This window comes from Achromobacter sp. ACM05 (genome assembly GCF_019218915.1).
Classification (GTDB): Bacteria; Pseudomonadota; Gammaproteobacteria; order Burkholderiales; family Burkholderiaceae_B; genus Achromobacter; species Achromobacter animicus.
The window spans coordinates 502,677-520,767 of the sequence record NZ_JAHUWQ010000001.1 but is presented as its reverse complement, the minus strand read 5'-3'; the positions used below and the strand labels follow the sequence as shown (position 1 = coordinate 520,767).

At 65.3% G+C, this 18,091-nt stretch carries 13 protein-coding genes; 3 read left to right on the top strand and 10 right to left on the bottom strand.

What is annotated here, in order from left to right:
- Positions 1-348 precede the first annotated feature (348 nt).
- The 5 genes from KW836_RS02300 to KW836_RS02280 are packed head-to-tail and all read right to left on the bottom strand — an operon-like array spanning position 349 to position 5,448.
- Positions 349-1,638: a TRAP transporter large permease gene (locus tag KW836_RS02300; RefSeq protein ID WP_218342352.1), complete on the bottom strand. Its 1,290-nt coding sequence runs from the start codon at positions 1,636-1,638 to the stop codon at positions 349-351.
- A gap of 3 nt (positions 1,639-1,641) precedes the next feature.
- Positions 1,642-2,250, bottom strand: a complete 609-nt coding sequence (locus KW836_RS02295) for a TRAP transporter small permease subunit (protein WP_218342351.1) — start codon at positions 2,248-2,250, stop codon at positions 1,642-1,644.
- 16 nt (positions 2,251-2,266) lie between these two features.
- Positions 2,267-3,325, bottom strand: coding sequence for a TRAP transporter substrate-binding protein (locus tag KW836_RS02290; protein ID WP_218342350.1), 1,059 nt, complete (start codon positions 3,323-3,325; stop codon positions 2,267-2,269).
- A gap of 60 nt (positions 3,326-3,385) precedes the next feature.
- Entirely contained in the window at positions 3,386-4,768 is a 1,383-nt protein-coding gene (locus tag KW836_RS02285; protein WP_218342349.1) for an amidase, read from the bottom strand.
- A complete protein-coding gene (locus KW836_RS02280; protein WP_175123860.1) occupies positions 4,765-5,448 on the bottom strand; it encodes an RraA family protein in 684 nt (227 codons plus the stop codon). The genes KW836_RS02285 and KW836_RS02280 overlap by 4 nt, the downstream gene beginning before the upstream one ends.
- A 114-nt stretch (positions 5,449-5,562) precedes the next feature.
- Here KW836_RS02280 and KW836_RS02275 point away from each other — a divergent pair, with 114 nt between their 5' ends.
- Positions 5,563-6,495, top strand: a complete 933-nt coding sequence (locus KW836_RS02275) for a LysR family transcriptional regulator (protein WP_218342348.1) — start codon at positions 5,563-5,565, stop codon at positions 6,493-6,495.
- Between the two features lie 83 nt (positions 6,496-6,578).
- Here the strand turns inward: KW836_RS02275 and KW836_RS02270 are convergent, their stop codons facing one another.
- The 4 genes from KW836_RS02270 to msuE all read right to left on the bottom strand — a co-directional run bounded on the left by KW836_RS02270 (position 6,579) and on the right by msuE (position 10,603).
- Entirely contained in the window at positions 6,579-7,577 is a 999-nt protein-coding gene (locus tag KW836_RS02270) for a tripartite tricarboxylate transporter substrate binding protein (RefSeq protein WP_255595073.1), read from the bottom strand.
- A gap of 295 nt (positions 7,578-7,872) precedes the next feature.
- The gene (locus KW836_RS02265; RefSeq protein ID WP_218342346.1) at positions 7,873-8,901 is read right to left on the bottom strand and encodes a methionine synthase; all 1,029 of its coding nucleotides are present in this window, start codon (positions 8,899-8,901) and stop codon (positions 7,873-7,875) included.
- A gap of 23 nt (positions 8,902-8,924) precedes the next feature.
- A complete protein-coding gene (locus tag KW836_RS02260; protein WP_218342345.1) occupies positions 8,925-9,911 on the bottom strand; it encodes a DUF1852 domain-containing protein in 987 nt (328 codons plus the stop codon).
- Positions 9,912-10,021: 110 nt separating this feature from the next.
- Positions 10,022-10,603: an FMN reductase gene (msuE, locus tag KW836_RS02255; protein ID WP_175123853.1), complete on the bottom strand. Its 582-nt coding sequence runs from the start codon at positions 10,601-10,603 to the stop codon at positions 10,022-10,024.
- A gap of 172 nt (positions 10,604-10,775) precedes the next feature.
- On the opposite strand from msuE, the gene KW836_RS02250 reads away from it, so the two are divergent.
- Complete coding sequence (locus KW836_RS02250) at positions 10,776-11,687, top strand: LysR family transcriptional regulator (RefSeq protein ID WP_218342344.1); 912 nt, start codon at positions 10,776-10,778, stop codon at positions 11,685-11,687.
- A gap of 214 nt (positions 11,688-11,901) precedes the next feature.
- On the top strand, positions 11,902-12,585 hold the full coding sequence (locus tag KW836_RS02245; protein WP_239216539.1) for a response regulator transcription factor: 684 nt from the start codon (positions 11,902-11,904) through the stop codon (positions 12,583-12,585).
- A 1-nt stretch (position 12,586) separates the two neighbouring features.
- Here KW836_RS02245 and KW836_RS02240 read toward each other — a convergent pair whose 3' ends face one another.
- Entirely contained in the window at positions 12,587-18,046 is a 5,460-nt protein-coding gene (locus tag KW836_RS02240; RefSeq protein WP_218342342.1) for an AAA family ATPase, read from the bottom strand.
- Positions 18,047-18,091 lie beyond the last annotated feature (45 nt).

The following is an 18,091-nucleotide window of genomic DNA, read 5'->3' as shown; positions in this document are numbered from 1 at the left end:
CGATGCGCCCGCGTCGACGGCCCGTTGAATCGCCCCTTCGAATCCCGCGTGGATCGCGGCAGCGCTGCGGCGGTAGTGCCGTTGTAGTCCAGGAATTGGTGGGCCACGTCGCCGGGCTGATGGTGTTCATCGCCAAGTAACTGCGCAGCATCGCGAACCACGTCCAGTGCGGCCCGCAACGCAACGTGCTCGGGCCGCCCACGCGAAACGGCGACATCCGTGTGTTCGATTCAACTCCACGCGGTGAGGGTTAAGGCGGCCGGCTGCCTGGCGTGGGCTGTCGGCGGGACTAATGCATCTGCTCGAAAAAATGGTACTCCGCTCGAGCGTGCACCCGCCGCGTCTCGTTCACAGCGTAGCCATCTGCCCCGGCAACCACAGCGCCAACTGCGGCACTGCCAGCAGCAGCACAATCATCAGCAACAGCATCGCCAGGAACGGCAGCACGCCCACCACCACATCCATGAACTTCCCCTGCCCGCGCACGCTATGCACCACGAAAAGATTCATGCCAAACGGCGGCGTGAGCTGGCCCATTTCGCACAGCACGATCAGCAGCACCCCGAACCACACCGGGTCATAGCCCAGCGCGATGACGATCGGTACGGTGAGCGGCGCGGTGGTGACCAGCATGGCAAGCGTGTCCATGAAGCAGCCGAGCAGGATGTAGAACAGGATGATGGCCAGCATCATGCCGAGCGGCGGCAGGTCCAGGCTGGTTACGGCGTTCACCAGCAAGGTGGTGAGACCGATCGAGGACAGCACGAAGTTCAGGAAGAACGCGGCCAGCGTGATCAGGATGATCATGCCGGTGGTGCGCAGCGTGGCCTCGAAGGCGCGGCCCAGCATTTCCCAGGTCAGCACGCGCTTGTAGGCGCACAGCAGGGTGGCGGCCACTACACCGAGCGCGGCCGATTCGCTGGCGGTGGCGATGCCGCCGTAGATCACGCCGATGACCAGCGCGAAGATCGCGAGCGGCGGCAGCAGGTGCGGCAGGGCGGCGATGCGTTCGGCCCAGGAGACCGCGGGGCGTTTGCCGGCGAGGCCCGGACGCCACAGGCACAGGCCCACAATCAGCGCGATGAACAGCCCGGTGAGCAGGATGCCCGGCAGCGTCGCGGCCAGATAGAGCTTGGGCACCGACACGTTGGCGATCAGCGCGTACACGATCATGTTGATGGAGGGCGGGATCAGGATGCCGAGCGTGCCGCCGGCCGCGATCGAGCCCAGGAACAGCGGCGCGTTGTAGCCCGACTTGCGTTGCTCCGGCAGGGCCAGCGTGGCGATAGTGGCGGCGGTGGCGACGCTTGAGCCGCTGGTCGCCGAGAACATGGCGGAGGCGCCGATGTTGGCGTTCATCAGGCCGCCCGGCAGCCACGAGACCCATTTGGACACAGCGCCATACATGCGGCCGGCGACGCCGGAATGCACCAGCAGCTCGCCCATCAAGACATACAGCGGAATCGCGACCGGCAGGAATTCGGCGCTGGTGCCCCAGGCCAGTTCACCGATGGCGTTGGTCAGTTTCAGCGGGGAATAAACGCCGGCCAGGCTCATGCCCAGCAGGCCCACGGTGGCGGCCGCGGTCACGCTCAGCGCCAGCAGGCCAAGCAGCATGGAAATCGTCATTATCAACATGGCTCACTCCTGGGGTTGCGTGCGCGCGGGCACCGGTGCGTCAGCGGTTTCTTCTTCGATGCCCTCTTCCACCGAGTGGATGCCGATCAGCGCATTGACGGCCTGCCAGCGGCCGCGCATCACGCGGCCCAGCGCGCAGGCGCCGAGCACCACGATGGTGAGCAGGAAGAACGCGTAGCCGGCGAACCAGAGCGACTGCGGGATCCATTGCGGTACTTGCAGCGGCGTGTTGGACACGGACTGGAAGGCGATGGAGTCGGCCAGCACGAACCATGCGTGCCACGTCAGTGTGCCAACGAACACGCCCAGGCAGGCCAGCGCGAACAGGTCGAGCACGACGCGCGTCTTGGCGGGCAGATGCGTGTAGACCACGTCGACCCGGATGTGCGAGCGGCGCAGCAAGGTGATGGGAAAGGCCCAGGCGCTGGCCACCGCCAGCGTGTAGCCGGCCAGCTCGTCGGCGCCGCCGAGCGAGACGCCCGCGATCTTGCGTGCGACCAGGTCGGCCACGATGAGCCAGGACACGAGCAGCAGCCCGAGGCCGCCTATCCAGGCGCCGATGCGGGCCACGCGGTCGAGCAGGCGGAGCGAACCGTGCGTTTCTGTCGTCATGAGAGTTCCTTGAAGTTCAGCGCAACGTCACGCCCAGGGACTGTCCCACGGACGCGCTCCAGTTGGCGGCGCATTCCTCGCCGCAGCGCCGCGCCCAGCGGCTTGCCATCTCGGTGGCGACCTCGCGCAATGTGGCGCGCTCGGCCTCGGTGGGCGCGGTGGCCTGCATGTCGGCCTGGGTGTGGATGCGGCATTCGCCCTGCCCCGTGTTGCAGGCCAGCGCATAGTCGCCCTCGCGGCCGGTCTCGTCCCACAGGCGATCTTCCAGCACCTTCGCCTCCTTGAGCATGAACTGCTGCACGGCGGGATCCAGCTTCTGCCAGCGGCGTTCGGCGATGGCGTAAAAGCCGATGGACCAGTCGATGGGAAGTAGATAAAGGTTCTTGGCGACGTCGTACCACTTTGCGGCGTTGCCCGAGCCGATGCCGGTCACTGCGCAATCGACCACGCCGGTCTGCAACGCAGGAATGACCTCGGCAAACGGTATGGTCACCGGCGACGCGCCCAGCGCGCGCACGTACTCGGCCATGTTGCTGCCGCGGGTGCGCACCTTGCGGCCCTTCAGATCGGCCAGGGTCTTAACCGGTGCGCGGCAGAAGAACACCTGTGCGGTGTACGGCACCGTGGCCAGCAGCCGCACGCCGTGGCGTTTGAGCATGCGCTGTTCCAACACCGGGCGGTAAGCGGCCACCATTTTGCGCGCGGTGGCGTAGTCGGTCGCCATGCCGGGCAGGTCGACGCCTTCGAAGGTGGGGTCGTCGCCGCTGACGAAGGCGAACACGCCCATGCCGACGTCAAGCGCGCCAGCACGCATCAGGCGCACGATCTCAGGGCCTTTCAGGCCGCTCTCGGACAGGCCGATCAGTTCGGCCGTGACCTTGCCGCCGGAGGCTTCGGGCAGGGTCTTTTCCCAGAACGGCTTTTCAACCGCGCCGAAGGTGTAGTTGTGACTGCCGCCGCCGACGACCGCGAAGTGGGTTTCGGGCAAGGCGGCGGTCTGCGCGCGGGCGGGTCCGGCCGCGGCGAACGAGGTTGCCGCGGCCGCCAGCAGCGCCGCCAGAATGCTTCGTTTCATGTTTTTCCCCCTGTTTGTGTATGGGCACGCGCGCCGCGCGCGCCCTGCCACGGCATCGGGTTATGCCGTGGTCGCTTGCGCACGCGTGTCGGCGCGCACGCGATGCCAATCGGAATGACGCTGGAAGACCTCGGCCAGATACAGCGCCAGCCGGTCTTCGCCGCCCGGGCAGAGAATCTGCAGGCCGGTGGGCAGATCCGCGTCGTCGCGGCCGTTGGGCACCGAGACGCCGCACATCTGCAACAGATTGCCGATGCGTGTGTAGTGGACGGGCGCGTTGCCGTGATCGACCTCGTCGAGCGGCAGCGCGGTGGTGAGCGTGGTGGGCGTCAGCAGTCCCGCCACGCCCTGCAGCCGCGACTCCATCGCCGCTTGCAGGCGGTCGCGCTCGCGCAGCGCGGCGAGGTAGCGCAAGGCCGACACGTCGAGGGCAGCAAGCAGGCGAGGCCGCACCGAGTCGTCAACGGGAAGGTCGAGGTCGGTCATCTCGCGCTCGAACGACGCCACGCCTTCGGTCATCATGATGTCGCCCGTCACGGCCTTGAACTCGGACAGCGTGGCGGGCGGCGTGATTTCGACGATCTGCGCGCCAAGGCTCTGATACAGCGCGATGGATGCTTCATAGGCGCGTCGCACGGCGGGCGTGACGTCATTGAGGAACGCCTCCGGCAGACGGCCCAGCGTGGCGCCGGCAATGCCAAAGCGCGACGCGTCGAGCGGCTCGCGCCACTCGCCGGGCTCAACCGGCACCAGCGCGTCGAACACCAGGCGCGCGTCCGCGGCGCTGTGCGCGAAGATACCTACGCTGTCGAGCGTCTGGCTCAGCGTGACCACGCCGTGCGCCGAGATGCGGCCCACGGTCGGCTTGAAGCCCGTGATGCCGCAGTAACTGGCGGGCACGCGCACCGAGCCGCCGGTATCGGTGCCGATGGCGGCCGGCGCCAGGCGTCCCGCGACCGCAACCGCGGAGCCGCTGCTCGATCCGCCGGGGATGCGGTGTACGCGGTCATCCCACGGATTGCGCGGCGTGCCCATGTGCTGATTGGGCCCCCAGGCGCCCATGGCGAACTGCACCATGTGGGTCTTGCCCAGGATGATGGCGCCGGCGCGCTGCAATTGCCGCACCAGCTCGGCCGTGTGCGAGGCAACGGCGTTGGCGTGGATGGGCGAGCCGATGGTGGTGGGCTGGCCAGCGATGTCGATCAGGTCCTTCAGCGCTATCGGCACGCCGTGTAGCGGGCCGAGCCAGATGCCCTGGTCCAATTGCAGGTCGGCTGCGCGCGCGGCGGCCAGCGCCTCGTCGGCGTATACGGCCACGTAGGCGTGCAGCCAGCCGTCGAGCGCGGCGATGCGCGCAAGGTAGTCACTCACCAGCGTTTCGGATCGCAGCTCGCGGCGGCGCAGCCGCTGCGCGAGGTCGGTGATGTCGAGGTCGATGCTCATGCGTTTGCTCCTTGGGCTGCCGCGATGGCGCGTTCGATCAGCGCGCGCGAGCCCACGATGTCGGGGAATTTCTCGCCGGCACGCAGGCGCGCCAGCGTGGTCTGCTCCTGGGTCTGGAAATCGATGGCCTGCTGCGCGGCGGCGCGCACGGCGGCGCGATCAAGCACCAGCACGCCGTTTTCGTCGGCCAGCACGGCCGCGCCGGGCCGCACCGTGACGCCACCGCAGTGGATCGTGCCGCAGAATTCGCCCTCGTGACCCAGCAAGCGCGTGGTGATGGGAGAAGGCCCGCGCGACCACACCGGCATGCCGTGCTGTCGCAATTCGCCAAGATCGGTCACAAGGCCGTCCACAATGATGCCGGCCACGCCGGCCTGCTTGGCGGCGTAGGCCATGGCGCCGCCGAAGGCTGCGGTCACGGCCTCGCCAGCCCGGTCGATCACCAGCACGTCGCCGGGACGCACGCAGGCCATCGCATGATGCAGAATGCCGCCATCGTTGCCGGGCATGCGCACGGTCACGGCTGGCCCGGCGATGCGCACGTCCTGCTGATGTGCGCGGATGTCGCCGCGCATGAAGCCGGTGGTCTGGAAGTGCCCGATGGTGGCCGGCTCCGCCTTCAGCAACAGCGCCAGATCTTCATGCGGCAAGGCCTCGGGCATGGGATGAATCAGATACATCGCTTGTCTTCACTACAATGAAAAAGGCTCGGAAGCCGGTGAAAAAAAGGTATCACGCGGGCTTTCCGGGCCAATAATCAAAGTTTCGGCGCAGTTTGAAAAAGAGTTCTTATCATGCGGATAACCCTAAGCCAGCTTGAGGCCTTTTACTGGACCGCCAAGCTGGGCAGCATCCACGCGGCCGCGCGCCATCTGCACGTGACGCAGCCGGCCGTCTCGGCCCGCATCCGCGAACTTGAAGGCGCGTTGGAGGTGCAGCTGTTTGATCGCTCGCGCCAGCGCGTGACGTTGACCGATGTGGGGCAGTCGGCGTTGCGTCATGCAGAGAGCGCGTTGCACAGCACGCGCCAGCTTGAACACTTTGGCAAGGATCGCAGCCTGGGCGGCAAGTTGCGGCTGGGCGCGGACGAGTGCTCGGCCAACGTAGGCCTGACCGCAGTGATCGCACAGCTCAAGGAACACTACCCCTCGCTCGCGCTGGAGATGACGGTGGACGTGGGGTCGGTGCTCAACAGCAAGCTCAACGCGGGCGAGCTGGACATGGCGCTGCTGACCAATCCGGCCACGGGCGACACCATCACCGACGTGTTCGTCGGCTGGATGACGTTTCATTGGGTGGCCTCGCCCACGCTGCACATCACGGCCGATCCGTTCCGCGCAGAGCACGCGCGCGGCCATCACATCGCCACGCACTCGCCGCCTTCCACGCTCTACACCGTGGTTGAAAACTGGCTGGCGTCGGGCGGTGTCGATATGTCTGGGCCCAGCACCACCAATTCGCTGGCGCTGATCTCGCGCCTGATCGCGGCGGGCCATGCCATCGGCATTCTGCCGGTGCCGCTTTTGCAGGACATGCTGACCATGGGCGTGTTGCGCGCCCTGCCCGCCGATCCGCCGATTCCGCCGGCGCGCTTCTATATCTCGTATCTGACCGCCTCGCATGGTGCGCACATCGACTCGATCGTGGACATCACGCGCGACACGCTCATGCGCCTGAACTTCCTGGCGCCCATCGACGCCGCGCCCGCGAACGCTGGCCAGGCATGACAACGGGGCCGCGCTAGCGGCCCCGATCTGCCTTCAAGTGATCGCGCACGGCACGGGCCGCCCGGACCGTGCAGCGTCACGCATCAATCGATGCGCGCGCCGGACACCCGCACGACCTCGCCCCACTTCTGCACCTCGGCGTCAACCAGCGTCACGAATTGCTTGCGATCCGTAAGCTGTGGAATCACCAAGCCGACGGCGCCCAGCTTTTCCTGAATGGCGGGCGACTGCATGGCGGTGCGGGTGGCCTCGAAGAGTTGCTGGAACACCGGCGCCGGCACACCGGCCGGGGCGGACAGGCCAAACCAGTATTCGGACGAGAAACCCGGATAGCCGCTTTCCGCCACGGTGGGCGTGTCGGGATAGGTGGGATTGCGCTTGGCGCTGCCAATGGCAAGTGCGCGCAGCTTGCCGACGCGCACGTGCGGCAGCGCCGTGTCCTGATTGACGAACAGCACGTCCACGCGACCCGCCAGCACGTCGTTGATGGCAGCCGAGCCGCCGTTGTAGGGCACATGCATGATGTCGAGCTTGGCGCGCTGCTTGAGCATTTCCATGCCCAGATGGCCGGTGGTGCCGTTGCCCGACGAGGCGTAGGAGTATTTGCCGGGCTCTTTTTGCACCAGCGCGACGAACTCGGCCAGCGTCTTGGCCGGAAAGCCGGGTGCGGTCACCAGCACGTCGGCGCCGAAGGCCAGGATCGCGATCTGGTCGAGCTGATCGAGCTTGTAGGGCAGCTTGCTGTAGAGGCCCTGGTTGGTGGCGATGCCCACGCCCGACACGAGTAGCGTGTGGCCGTCGGGGCGCGCCTGGGTCACGTACGCGGTGCCGATGTTGCTGTTGGCGCCGCCCTTGTTCTCGACCACGATGGTGGTCTTGAGCGCCTTGCCCATCTCGGAGGCGAGCAGGCGGCCGATGAAGTCGGTGCCTCCGCCGGCGGGGAACGGCACGACCAGGCTGATGGGCTTGTCGCCCGGGAAGTCCGCGGCCTGGACTGGCGCGGCGGTCATGCCCAGCGCCAACCCGGCGATCAGCGCCGGCGCCATCAACTTCAAGAACGTGCTGCGAACGGACGATGCCATCCCCGCCTTGCGGCATGCTTTTCCCACGGCGTGCATGGTGTGATTCCCTTGAGTGTTATGAAGCGAGCTTTGAATTGCAGGGAAAAATTAGCACGCGGGTTCGGGCGGCAAGTAATCACAATTGGCCGCTGATTTGAGAGATTTTTCTTATTACGGGTAATCCCGGCGTGGGTTGTCCGGTCGGTTGGAACCAGGGTCGCTGGACGAAAAAAAAAGGGGTCGCTCAACCATGAACGGACCCCTTTCCATTGCGCGCGGCGACGCTATCCCGCTGCGCCGCCTGCTGCCTGCTTCATCAACCCGCCAGTTCCCGGCGAATGATCTCCGCACCCGCGCTCAGCGCATTCAACTTGCCCTTGGCCACCGCACGCGGCAACGGCGCCATGCCGCAGTTGGTGCACGGGTACAGCTTGTCGGCGTCCACGAACTTGAGCGCCGTGCGCAGTGTGTTGGCGACTTCTTCCGGGGTTTCGACGGTGTGGTTGGCCACGTCGATGGCGCCGACCATCACCTTCTTGCCGCGAATCAGTTCGATCAGGTCGATGGGCACGTGCGAGTTATGGCATTCCAGCGAGACGATGTCGATGCTGGACTTCTGCAGCTTGGGGAACGATTCCTCGTACTGGCGCCATTCCGAACCCAGCGTCTTCTTCCAGTCGGTGTTGGCCTTGATGCCGTAGCCGTAGCAGATGTGCACGGCGGTTTCGCACTTGAGGCCTTCGATGGCGCGTTCCAGCGTCGCGACGCCCCAGTCGTTCACTTCGTCGAAGAAGACGTTGAACGCAGGTTCGTCGAACTGGATGATGTCGACGCCGGCGGCTTCGAGTTCGCGGGCCTCCTGGTTCAGGATCTTCGCGAATTCCCAGGCCAGCTTTTCGCGGCTCTTGTAGTGCGCGTCGTACAGCGTGTCGATCATGGTCATGGGACCGGGCAGCGCCCATTTGATCGGCTGTTTGGTCTGCCGGCGCAGGAACTTGGCGTCTTCGACGAAGACGGCCTTCTGGCGGCTGACGGCGCCGACGACGGTGGGCACGCTGGCGTCATAGCGGTCGCGGATGCGGACGGTTTCGCGTTTTTCGAAGTCAACGCCGTCCAGATGCTCGATGAACGTGGTGACGAAGTGCTGACGCGTCTGCTCGCCGTCGCTGACGATGTCGATGCCGGCCAGCTCCTGTTCTTTCAGCGCGAGGATCAGGGCGTCCTGCTTGCCTTCGATCAGTTGTTCGTCTTGCAGGCTCCAGGGCGACCAGAGCTTTTCGGGCTGGGCAAGCCAGGAGGGTTTGGGCAGGCTGCCGGCGGTCGAGGTGGGCAAAAGCTTTTTCATGGCGGGTGTCCGTCTGTGTTCGTTTATTGGTGGGAGTGGCTGGCGGCCCATTGATCAAGCACGTGCTTGTACGGCTTGATGAAGTGCGCCTCGGCAAACTTGCCCTGTTTGACGGCCAGTTGGCTGCGTTCGACGCGGTCGTACACGATCTGCGTCAGCGAATAATCCTGGTTCTTCAGGCTGGGTTGGTAGCGCTTCCCGGCCGCGGAATTGGCGTTGTAGATTTCCGGGCGATAGATGCGCTGGAACGCTTCCATCGTGCTGATGGTGCCGATCAGCTCAAGATTGGTGTAGGCGCCCAGCAGGTCGTCCTGGAAATAAAACGCCAGCGGCGCAACGCTGTTCGGCGGCATGAAGTAGCGCACTTGCAGCCCCATCTTTTCGAAGTACTGATCGGTTGGGGAGAATTCGCTTTGCTGATATTCCACGCCCAGGATCGGGTGGTGGTTGTCGGTGCGGTGATAGGTCTTGCTGCTGGAAACGCTGATGCAGATGACCGGCGGCTTCTTGAAGTTTGCCTTGTAGGCCTCGGATTCAACGAAGTGCTTGAACAGCTTGCCGTGCAGGTCGCCGAAATCGTCCGGCGTGCTGAACGTGGATTTGTTGTCGTTGTATTCGGGCAGCAACACGCTGAAGTCGTAGTCGCGCACGTAGGACGAGAAGTTATTCCCGACGATGCCGTCGATGCGGTTGCCGGTCTTCTTGTCGACGATGTTGGTCTTCAGCACCTCGATCAGCGGAAACGCATTGGCATTGCCGTTTGCGCCCAGCGTCATCTCGGCGGTGATGATGTCAAGCTCAACGGAATAACGATCGCCCGTGGGGTTGTCCCAATGCGCCAGGTCATTGAAACGGCTGTCGATCATCTTCAGCGTGTTGCGCAGATTCTGCTCGCGGCTTTCGCCTCGGGCCAGATTGGCGAAGTTGGTCGTGATGCGCGTGCTGTCCGACGGCTGATAGTTTTCATCGAAGCGAAGGCTTTTGATGCTGAAGGTGAAGTCTTTGTTCATGATGGTCGGATGCAAAAGTGCTGCGATAAGCGTGAATTCAGGGTGAACGGGGCCGGCGTTCGCGGAGGCGTTTCTGCGCGGCTTGCTGTGAAAGCCGCTGGGCCTGGGCTTCAGGCCGCGATGGCTTCCACGGCCGCGGCAGATCGCATCTGCCGGGTCAGTTCGACCAGCGGCAGTGCGCGTTGGACGGCCAGTCCGGCACGCTCAATCAGCGCGTCGTTCTTAAGCCGGTAGTCGACGAAGTCCTCGTCGGTGGCGTAGATGCCGAGCGGCAGCGTGCGCGCCTGAAAGAAGCTGAACAACGGCCGCAACTGGTGGTCGATGATCAGCGCATGGCGTTGGCTGCCGCCGGTGGCGGCCAGGAGGACCGGCTTGTCGATCAGCGCGTCCTGATGAATGAAATCGAAGAAATGCTTGAACAGGCCGGTATAAGAGCCGCGATAGACGGGCGTTGCCACCACCAGGACATCGGCTTGCTCCACCGCGGTCAACTCGCGCTCGACCGAGTCGGGCAAGTTCGAGCGCCACGTCGCGCCGGCAAGCTGCGGGGCGATCCGGCCCATTTCGACCAGGCGGGGTTCGCAGGGGATTTCATTGGCGATCAGCGTCAGCAGTTCCTCTGCCAGGGCGGTGGTCCTGGAGGGACGTTGCATGCCGCCGGAAACGGCGACCAAGCGTAGGGGGTGTGTCATCTTTGCTTCCATGAAGCCAATCGGCGCGGAGGGAGTCGACTTGCCATGGAACGTGCGTGTTGATCGGGTCAACGTGCGGAACACAGCGGCAAACAAGAACGCAATGCTAAATATCAAAACCCATGACGTAAAATGGTTTTATTTCACAAATCCATGAATCTAGATCATAAGAATGCTTGAGCGTATCCATCTGAGCATCGTGCAGCAGGTCGAAAAACAGGGTTCGTTGACGGCCGCGGCTGGCGTGCTGAACCTGACCCAGTCGGCGCTGAGCCACAGCATGAAGAAGCTGGAGGTGCAGCTCGGCACCGATATCTGGCTGCGTGAGGGAAGACGTTTGCGCCTGACGCAGGCGGGCCAATATCTGCTGGCGGTGGCGAACCGGGTGCTGCCGCAGCTGGACCTGGCCGAAGAGCGGCTGGGCCAGTTTGCCCAGGGCGAACGCGGCGCGCTGCGCATCGGCATGGAATGCCACCCATGCTATCAGTGGCTGCTCAAGGTGGTGGCGCCGTATCTGGCCGCGTGGCCGGACGTGGATGTGGACGTCAAACAGAAGTTCCAATTCGGCGGCATTGGCGCGCTCTTCGGCTACGAGATCGACCTGCTGGTCACCCCCGATCCGCTGTTCAAGCCGGGGCTGAAGTTCGAACCCGTGTTTGATTACGAGCAGGTGCTGGTCGTGGCCAAGGGCCATCCGCTGGCGTCGGTTTCCTACGTGAAGCCCGAGCAACTGACGCAGGAAGTGCTCATCAGCTATCCCGTCGATATCGAACGGCTGGACATCTACAACCAGTTCCTCTTGAAGGCCGGCGTCACGCCCAAGCGGCACAAGGCGATCGAGACCACCGACATCATGCTGCAGATGGTGGCCAGCGGCCGCGGCGTGGCCGCGCTGCCGCGCTGGCTGGTCGAGGAGTACGCGGTCAAGATGGATCTGGTGCCGGTGCGCTTGGGTCCGCGCGGTATTCCCAAGCAGATCTTCCTGGGGTCGCGCGAGGCGGACGACGCCCTGGATTACCAGCGGGCGTTCATCGAGATGGCGCGTCAGCCTGCCGCAGCGAAGGCCGCCACGCCGGACGTCTAACGGGGACACATAAGCGGGGGGCTTGGCATCCCTTCATCTCCTTAGCGAAAAGAGGAAGTGAGGCTCCTGGCGGGAAATCTGCAGGGCGGCTTCGGCCGCCCGCAGTTAAAGGGGACAAATCTCAACGCTTAAACTCGCAGCATTTGTATCTGGTGGCTGCCCTATGAGGCATGCGACGCAAGCATTGCGCCGCGCCCCGCAAGGAGTCATAGCGTTGAACATTCAAAAATCCGGCGCGCCCTCTGCGATTGTGTACATCGTGGACGATCACGCCGAGGTCAGCGACTCGCTGTTTCGCTTACTGTCGTCCATCGGGATCTACGCCGAAACCTTCGACTCGATCAGCGCCTTTCAGGCGGCGGCGCGGCCGCCGGTGCCTTCCTGTCTGATTCTGGATCTGCAATTGTCGGATGGCGACGGCCTGGCATTGCAGGCGCGTATGCGTGAACTGGGCGATCACATTCCCATCGTGGTGGTCACGGGCTTTGGCGATATCCGCCAGACGGTCAAGGCCATGAAGGCTGGCGCCATCGATTTCCTGGAAAAGCCCATTTCCGAGCAGCGGCTGCTGGATTCCGTGCACCGCGCACTGGAGTCGGACGTCGCGCGTCGCGCAAAGGAGCAGGAGTTCGAAAAGGTCATGGCGCTTTATCGCTCGTTGACCGCGCGCGAGCAGCAGGTGATCGAGTTGATCGCGTCCGGCTGCCTGAACAAGGAAGTCGCCGAGCAGTTGGGGATCAGCGAAGTGACGGTCAAGGCGCACCGGGCCAGCGCGTACCGGAAGATGCAGGCGCGCAGCTTTGCCCAGCTGGTGCAGATGATCATGAAGGTCAATCCGCGCGTGGCCGCGCACGCGCCTGCCTCGCGCGACGATGCCGAGGCCGGCGACGGCGAATGACTCAAGCCTGCGCGGGCAGCGAAAAATAGAACACCGCGCCCGCCGGGCTGTTGGGCCGCGCCCACATCTGGCCGTGATGCAGCTGGATGATCTCGCGGCAGATGGCAAGACCCATCCCCAGTCCCTTGGTCTTGGTGGTGAAGAAGGGATCGAACAGTTTCTTCACCGACGCCGCGTCGATGCCGCTGCCGGTATCCAGCACCTCCACAAGCACTTCCTCGTCTGAGGCAAGCCGGGTGACGACGGTCAGTTGCCGTGCAGAGGGCTCGTGCTTCATGGCGTCGACCGCGTTGACATACAGGTTGAGCAGGACCTGCTGCAGCTGAACGCGGTCCCCGGACGTGTGCAGCGCTCCATCAGCCAGGTCCAGGATCACTTGGACGTCGCTGCAATCGAGCTCGCTGCGCAGCAGCGTCAGCGTTTCCTTCACGAGCCCGTTCAGTTCGATCGGACCAAAGGCCGCCGGCGCCTTCTTGATCAGCGCGCGTACCCCCGAAATGATTGAACCGGCGCGTTGGCCGCTGCGCACGATGCGCCGCAAGGACTCCGCGACTTCTTCGGTGTTGGGCGGCGTGCGCGCAATCCAGTTCAGCGCCGCCTGCGCTTCGGTCAACACGGCCGACACCGGCTGGCTGACATCGTGCGCGATGGATGCCGTCATCGAGCTGACGGTGGTCATGCGCGTGACGTGCGCGAGATCCGATTGAATCTGCTGCATCTTGGCCTCTGCCGCCTTGCGTTCGGACAGGTCCAGGACAAACGACACGCCCTGGTTGTCGTCGGCGGCGAACCGGGCGGAGCCCAGCAGCACGGGCACGCGGCGGCCATCCTTGCGGATCAGTTCGGTCTCGACCGGCTCGGCGGTCTCGCGCAGCAACAGTTCATGCAGGGACACAGCGCCGCTGCGTGACACCAGCGCCGTCCATCGCAGCCGGCCCGCGCCCACGTCCTCGCGGTCGTAGCCGGTCATGGACAGGAACAGGTCATTGGCTTCCAGCACTTGTCCGTCGTCGCGCCAGAACCAGATGCCGATGATGTTGGCTTCGACCAACCGCTGTATCCGGGCCTCGCGCTGCGCCAGATCGCGATACAGGCGCGCGCGTTCGATGGCAATGGCGGCTTGCGATGCCAGCAGGCGCAGCACGGCGGTCCGGTGCGGCGCGAATACGCCGCGCGCCAGGGTGTTTTCCAGGTACAGCACGCCGATGGATTTGGACTGGGTGGTCAACGACAGGCACAACACGGACGGCAGCCGCGCGGCGCGCACGTACGGGTCGCCGGTGAACGCGCCCGTCGCCCACGCGTCGTCGAGGACGATGGTCTCGCCGGTCCGCCAGCCGTAGTTCACGATCTGCTGCGGCAGACCGGCTTCGTCCAGCGATTGGGCGCGCTGGCTGATCGTCACGGAATCGCCGGATGTGGTCGCGATGGCGCGGGCATACAGTTCGCCGTCCGATTGCAAGACAAGCACGCCACGCGTGGCGCCGGCTTGTTCCAGCGCGATCTTCATCAGCTTGTCCAGCAAGGTCTGCAAGTCCAGCGCACTGGCCAGCGCGCGGGAGATGTCGATGACGGTGGCCAGATCCAGGCTTTCTACCGGGGTTTCGATGGTGGAGCCCTGCGCGGCGCTGCTGCGGTCCACGAACAGCGTGGGATACAGGGCGTCGATTTGCCTGACCTTGCCCGAAGCGCCCCAGTGCTGATAGCACGCGCGTGCATGTTGCAGATACGTGTGCGCAATGCGCTGCTGGCCGCGGCCCTCGAAAAAGCGCGCGGCGCATTCATTGGCCAGTCCTTCGACGTGCACGAGGCCGTGGTCGCTGGCGCAGTGGATGGCGTCGTCGTAGCGTTGCATCGCGTCCAGCACGTCGCCATTCAGACGCGCGACTTCGGCGTCGATCAGCAGCTGCTGGCTCTGGAAGTTGGACGGGCTGGATGCGGCCCACGGGCGCAGCTTCTCAAGATGGACCTTTACGGCGACCAGCGCCGCGGCGCGTTCCGACGGACACGCCGGCACGGGACACCAGGCGCGGGCCAACGCGGAATAGAAGTGGAATTCCATCTCCTCGATGAACGCCAGCGACGTCCAGACGAACGCGGAGGCTTCCTGGCTGGCGCGCACGGCGCTGGTGAAATCGCCAGCGAAAACCCGGGCCTGAAGCTTGCGCAGGTAGTGCCAGCAGGCCGTGACGTTCCGGCCGGGCTCGGCCTGGATCTTCCGTTCGAATTCAGCCTCGCTGAAACCGGCGTCGTCCAGCGTGCCGAATTGCGTCGTGAGGCCCTGCAGCATCTTGGCCAGCTGAAGCTGCGACGTATACCGGTCCAGGACTTCAAGACCCGCCTTGCGCGCGAAGGCTAGGCCGCGGCTGGCGTCGGCGCGGATGGTGTTCAGCGCGCCGCCGGTGGCCAGCATGTGCGTGACCATACTGTTCAGCGCGAAGGACGCATAGGTCCAGTCGCCCTGCAGGCTGGCCAGTTCGAAGGCGGTTTGCAGCAGGTCGCGCGCCTGGCTGACGGGCTGCGACCACGGCACGATCTGGCCGCCGAACACCTGATAGACCCGCGCGCTGAAACGGACCTGTCCGCGCTGCTGGACCAGATCGACGCCCAGCTTGCCGAAGGCGTAGCCGTCTGCGTAGTCGCCGGTGCGCGCGGCAAGGATCATGCCCAGCCACGCATAACCAAGGCTGGACGCATCCGTATTGCCATGGCGCAGGCTCAGGTTGGCCATGCGCAGAATGACGCGCTCGCGCAGATTCGCAAAGAGCGTCCAGGCCGGGGGCAGCAGCGCGGTCAGCACGCCCATCGTGCCTTCCGCGTCGGCGTCCTGCATCTCAGGGAGGCCGAGCAGGGCAGCCGCAGGCCGGCCGTCGCGCAGCGTATTGAACTCGGCGTACTCGCTGGAGACGGCTTCATCGGACGGGCTATCCGTCCAGTCGATGCCGGCGCGGCGCAGGTAGTGCAGCCCGGCGTCAATGGCCTCGTGCCGCTCGCCTAGCGCCATGAATACTTCCACGCGCAACTGTGTCACGCGGGCCAGTTCCGGCAATGGCCCCTCGCGCTCTCCCAGCCGGGCCAGCCGATGCTTGGCGCTCGCCACCGCGCCCCTGCGGAACTCGCATTCCGCGCGGGTGATCTCGATGGTGAAGGCCAGCGCCGGTTGATGCTGCCTGCCGTCGTCGGACAGGAACGCCGAGGCGGCCTCCAGATATCGGATGGCCGCGGAATAGTCGGCGGTGTCCTTGGCCAGCGCGCCGGCCAGGGCGTTCAGATGGGCAAGCCGGACGCGTTCTTCCTGGCTGTGCACCAGTTGCCATGCCCGGTTGAACTGGTCGACCAGTTCAAATGCCTGCGCCTTCAGTTGTTCAGGTTCGAGGTCCTGCGCAAGCCGCCGGCCGATCGCCAGGTGCGTGGCCGCGCGCTGCCGTTCGGGAATCAGCGCATAGCTGGCCGCCTGCACGCGGTCGTGCGGAAAGCGGTACACGTCGCCGGTCCGGAACACGAGGCTCTGCCGCTCGCATTCGCGCATGGCGCTGGCCACGTCGAGTCGCGGCCAGTCCAGCGCGAGCGCAAGCTTGTCGAGCGACGTGTCATGTCCCAGGCAGGCCATGTGTTGAATGGCTTCGCGGCTGTCCGCCGGCAACCGCTCGACCTGCTGGATGATGATGCCGACCACGTTGTCGGTATAGGCCTGTTCGCGGATGGCGTCCGCATCCCAGATCCAGCGCTGGCGGCGCGGGTCGTAGTGCAGCAGTCCCTCGGCCGCAAGCGTGGCCAGGAAGCGAAGCATGAAGCACGGATTGCCGGCCGTCTTGGCCTGCACCAGGCTGACCAGCGGATCGATCCACGGCGACTTGCTTTGCAGCGCATCGGCGATCAGGCGGGCGGAATCGCGCTCGTGCAGGTTGGTGAGCGCAATCTCGGTCAGGGGAATCGTGTTGGCGCGCAGGCTGTCAATGAAGGCGGCGAGCGCGTGGCGCGGCGTTATGTCTTCGGCGCGGTACACGCCCACGACCAGGATGTTCTGCAGATCCATCTGCGCCAGCTGTTCAATGACGCGCAGCGTGGCGGCGTCGGTCGACTGCAGGTCGTCCAGGAACAGGATCAGCGGATGGCCTGGCGACGAGAACGCGCAGAACAGATGCTGAAAGGCCAGGCGCAACCGCGCCTTGGCGTCGCCTTCGGCCAGCAGGCCCGACGCGTCCGGCACGATCATCGCCAGTTCGGGAATCAACGCGAGCAAGCTGTCGCCGCCCGCGGAGACCACCACGCGCAGCTTTTCGCGCCACTCGCCCAGATCGCTCTCGTTCTTGGCAAGCACGGCCTGAAGCAGGCCTCGCGCCGCCTCGACCAGCGCGGCGTAGGGACCGGCGTGGCTGTGAGGATCGCCCTTGCCCTTGGCGAGCAGGGTGTACTGGCTGCCGACGACGCGATGCAGTTCTTCGATGAGGATGGACTTGCCGACGCCCGGTTCGCCGGAGATCAGCACCACTTCGGCGCGGCCCGATCCCGCCACCCGGCCCATGGCGCCGAGCAGGATGTCCAGCTCGGTGCCCCGGCCGTACAGCGTGGCCGGCACGCGCACGCGCCCGGGGTGATCGTAGCGGCCCAGCACGAAGTCCGGGGCGGCGCTGGGGCCGGCCGTCAGCGTGGTCAGGCAGCACTGCAGATCCGCGGCAAGCCCTTCCGCCGTCTGGTACCGGTCGTCCGCCGATTTCTCGAGCAGCTTCATGACGATGGCCGAGAGCTCGGCGCAGATGCCGGGGTTGCGCTCGGCGGGCGCCACGGGCAGGCGCGCCGTATGGCTGTGCAGCCAGGTCAGCGCCGATTCGGCTTGGAACGGAAGCTCGCCGGTCAAGGCTTCGTAGAAGACGACGCCCAGCGAATACAGATCGGATCGCGCGTCGGCGCGGTGGCCGGAGCGGCCGGACTGTTCGGGGGCCATGTAGGCCGGGGTGCCGACGATGTCGCCCGGCGTTGAGGCGAGCGCCGTCTGGTAGGCGCCGAGCGGCGTGGAAAACGAAAAGCCGGTCAGGTGAGCGGCGCCGTCCTGCTCGTTGAACAGAATGTGCGCCGGCTTGAGATTCCGATGGATCAGCCCGGCGCTGTGCATCTTGCCCAGCGACATCGACACCGCGATGGCGAAGCGGAGAAATGCCGGGGCGGGCATCGCCCGCGAGTGGTGCATGGCCAGCGGTTGTCCGCCGGGATCCTGCAGGTACAGGACGGTGGAGCCGCCGACGCGCGCCAGCTCGGTCGGCACGGCCGCCCAGGCCGGATGCAGGTAGTCGCGCAGGCCGTATTCCTGTTCCAGGAGGTGCCGCGCGCACTCCGAGCTGTCGTTCGGCCTGAGCCAGACGGCCAGCTTCGAGGCGCCGCGCCCGAAGACCCGGTCGCCATCCACCCACAGAACCTCGAAGCGGGCTCCGTTGACTGCCTCGAAGCGAGGAGCGCTATCCATGTCACACCTAAGCCGCGGCCTCTCGGCGCGCGGCATCAAAATCCC

Bases quoted from the DNA above. Each gene is read 5' to 3' on its own strand.
- KW836_RS02295 (WP_218342351.1), bottom strand. From the start codon at position 2,250: ATGACGACAGAAACGCACGGTTCGCTCCGCCTGCTCGACCGCGTGGCC.
- KW836_RS02280 (WP_175123860.1), bottom strand. From the start codon at position 5,448: ATGTATCTGATTCATCCCATGCCCGAGGCCTTGCCGCATGAAGATCTG.
- msuE (WP_175123853.1), bottom strand. From the start codon at position 10,603: ATGACACACCCCCTACGCTTGGTCGCCGTTTCCGGCGGCATGCAACGT.
- KW836_RS02250 (WP_218342344.1), top strand. From the start codon at position 10,776: ATGCTTGAGCGTATCCATCTGAGCATCGTGCAGCAGGTCGAAAAACAG.
- KW836_RS02265 (WP_218342346.1), bottom strand. From the start codon at position 8,901: ATGAAAAAGCTTTTGCCCACCTCGACCGCCGGCAGCCTGCCCAAACCC.
- KW836_RS02300 (WP_218342352.1), bottom strand. From the start codon at position 1,638: ATGTTGATAATGACGATTTCCATGCTGCTTGGCCTGCTGGCGCTGAGC.
- KW836_RS02290 (WP_218342350.1), bottom strand. From the start codon at position 3,325: ATGAAACGAAGCATTCTGGCGGCGCTGCTGGCGGCCGCGGCAACCTCG.
- KW836_RS02270 (WP_255595073.1), bottom strand. From the start codon at position 7,577: ATGGCATCGTCCGTTCGCAGCACGTTCTTGAAGTTGATGGCGCCGGCG.
- KW836_RS02285 (WP_218342349.1), bottom strand. From the start codon at position 4,768: ATGAGCATCGACCTCGACATCACCGACCTCGCGCAGCGGCTGCGCCGC.
- KW836_RS02240 (WP_218342342.1), bottom strand. From the start codon at position 18,046: ATGGATAGCGCTCCTCGCTTCGAGGCAGTCAACGGAGCCCGCTTCGAG.
- KW836_RS02275 (WP_218342348.1), top strand. From the start codon at position 5,563: ATGCGGATAACCCTAAGCCAGCTTGAGGCCTTTTACTGGACCGCCAAG.
- KW836_RS02260 (WP_218342345.1), bottom strand. From the start codon at position 9,911: ATGAACAAAGACTTCACCTTCAGCATCAAAAGCCTTCGCTTCGATGAA.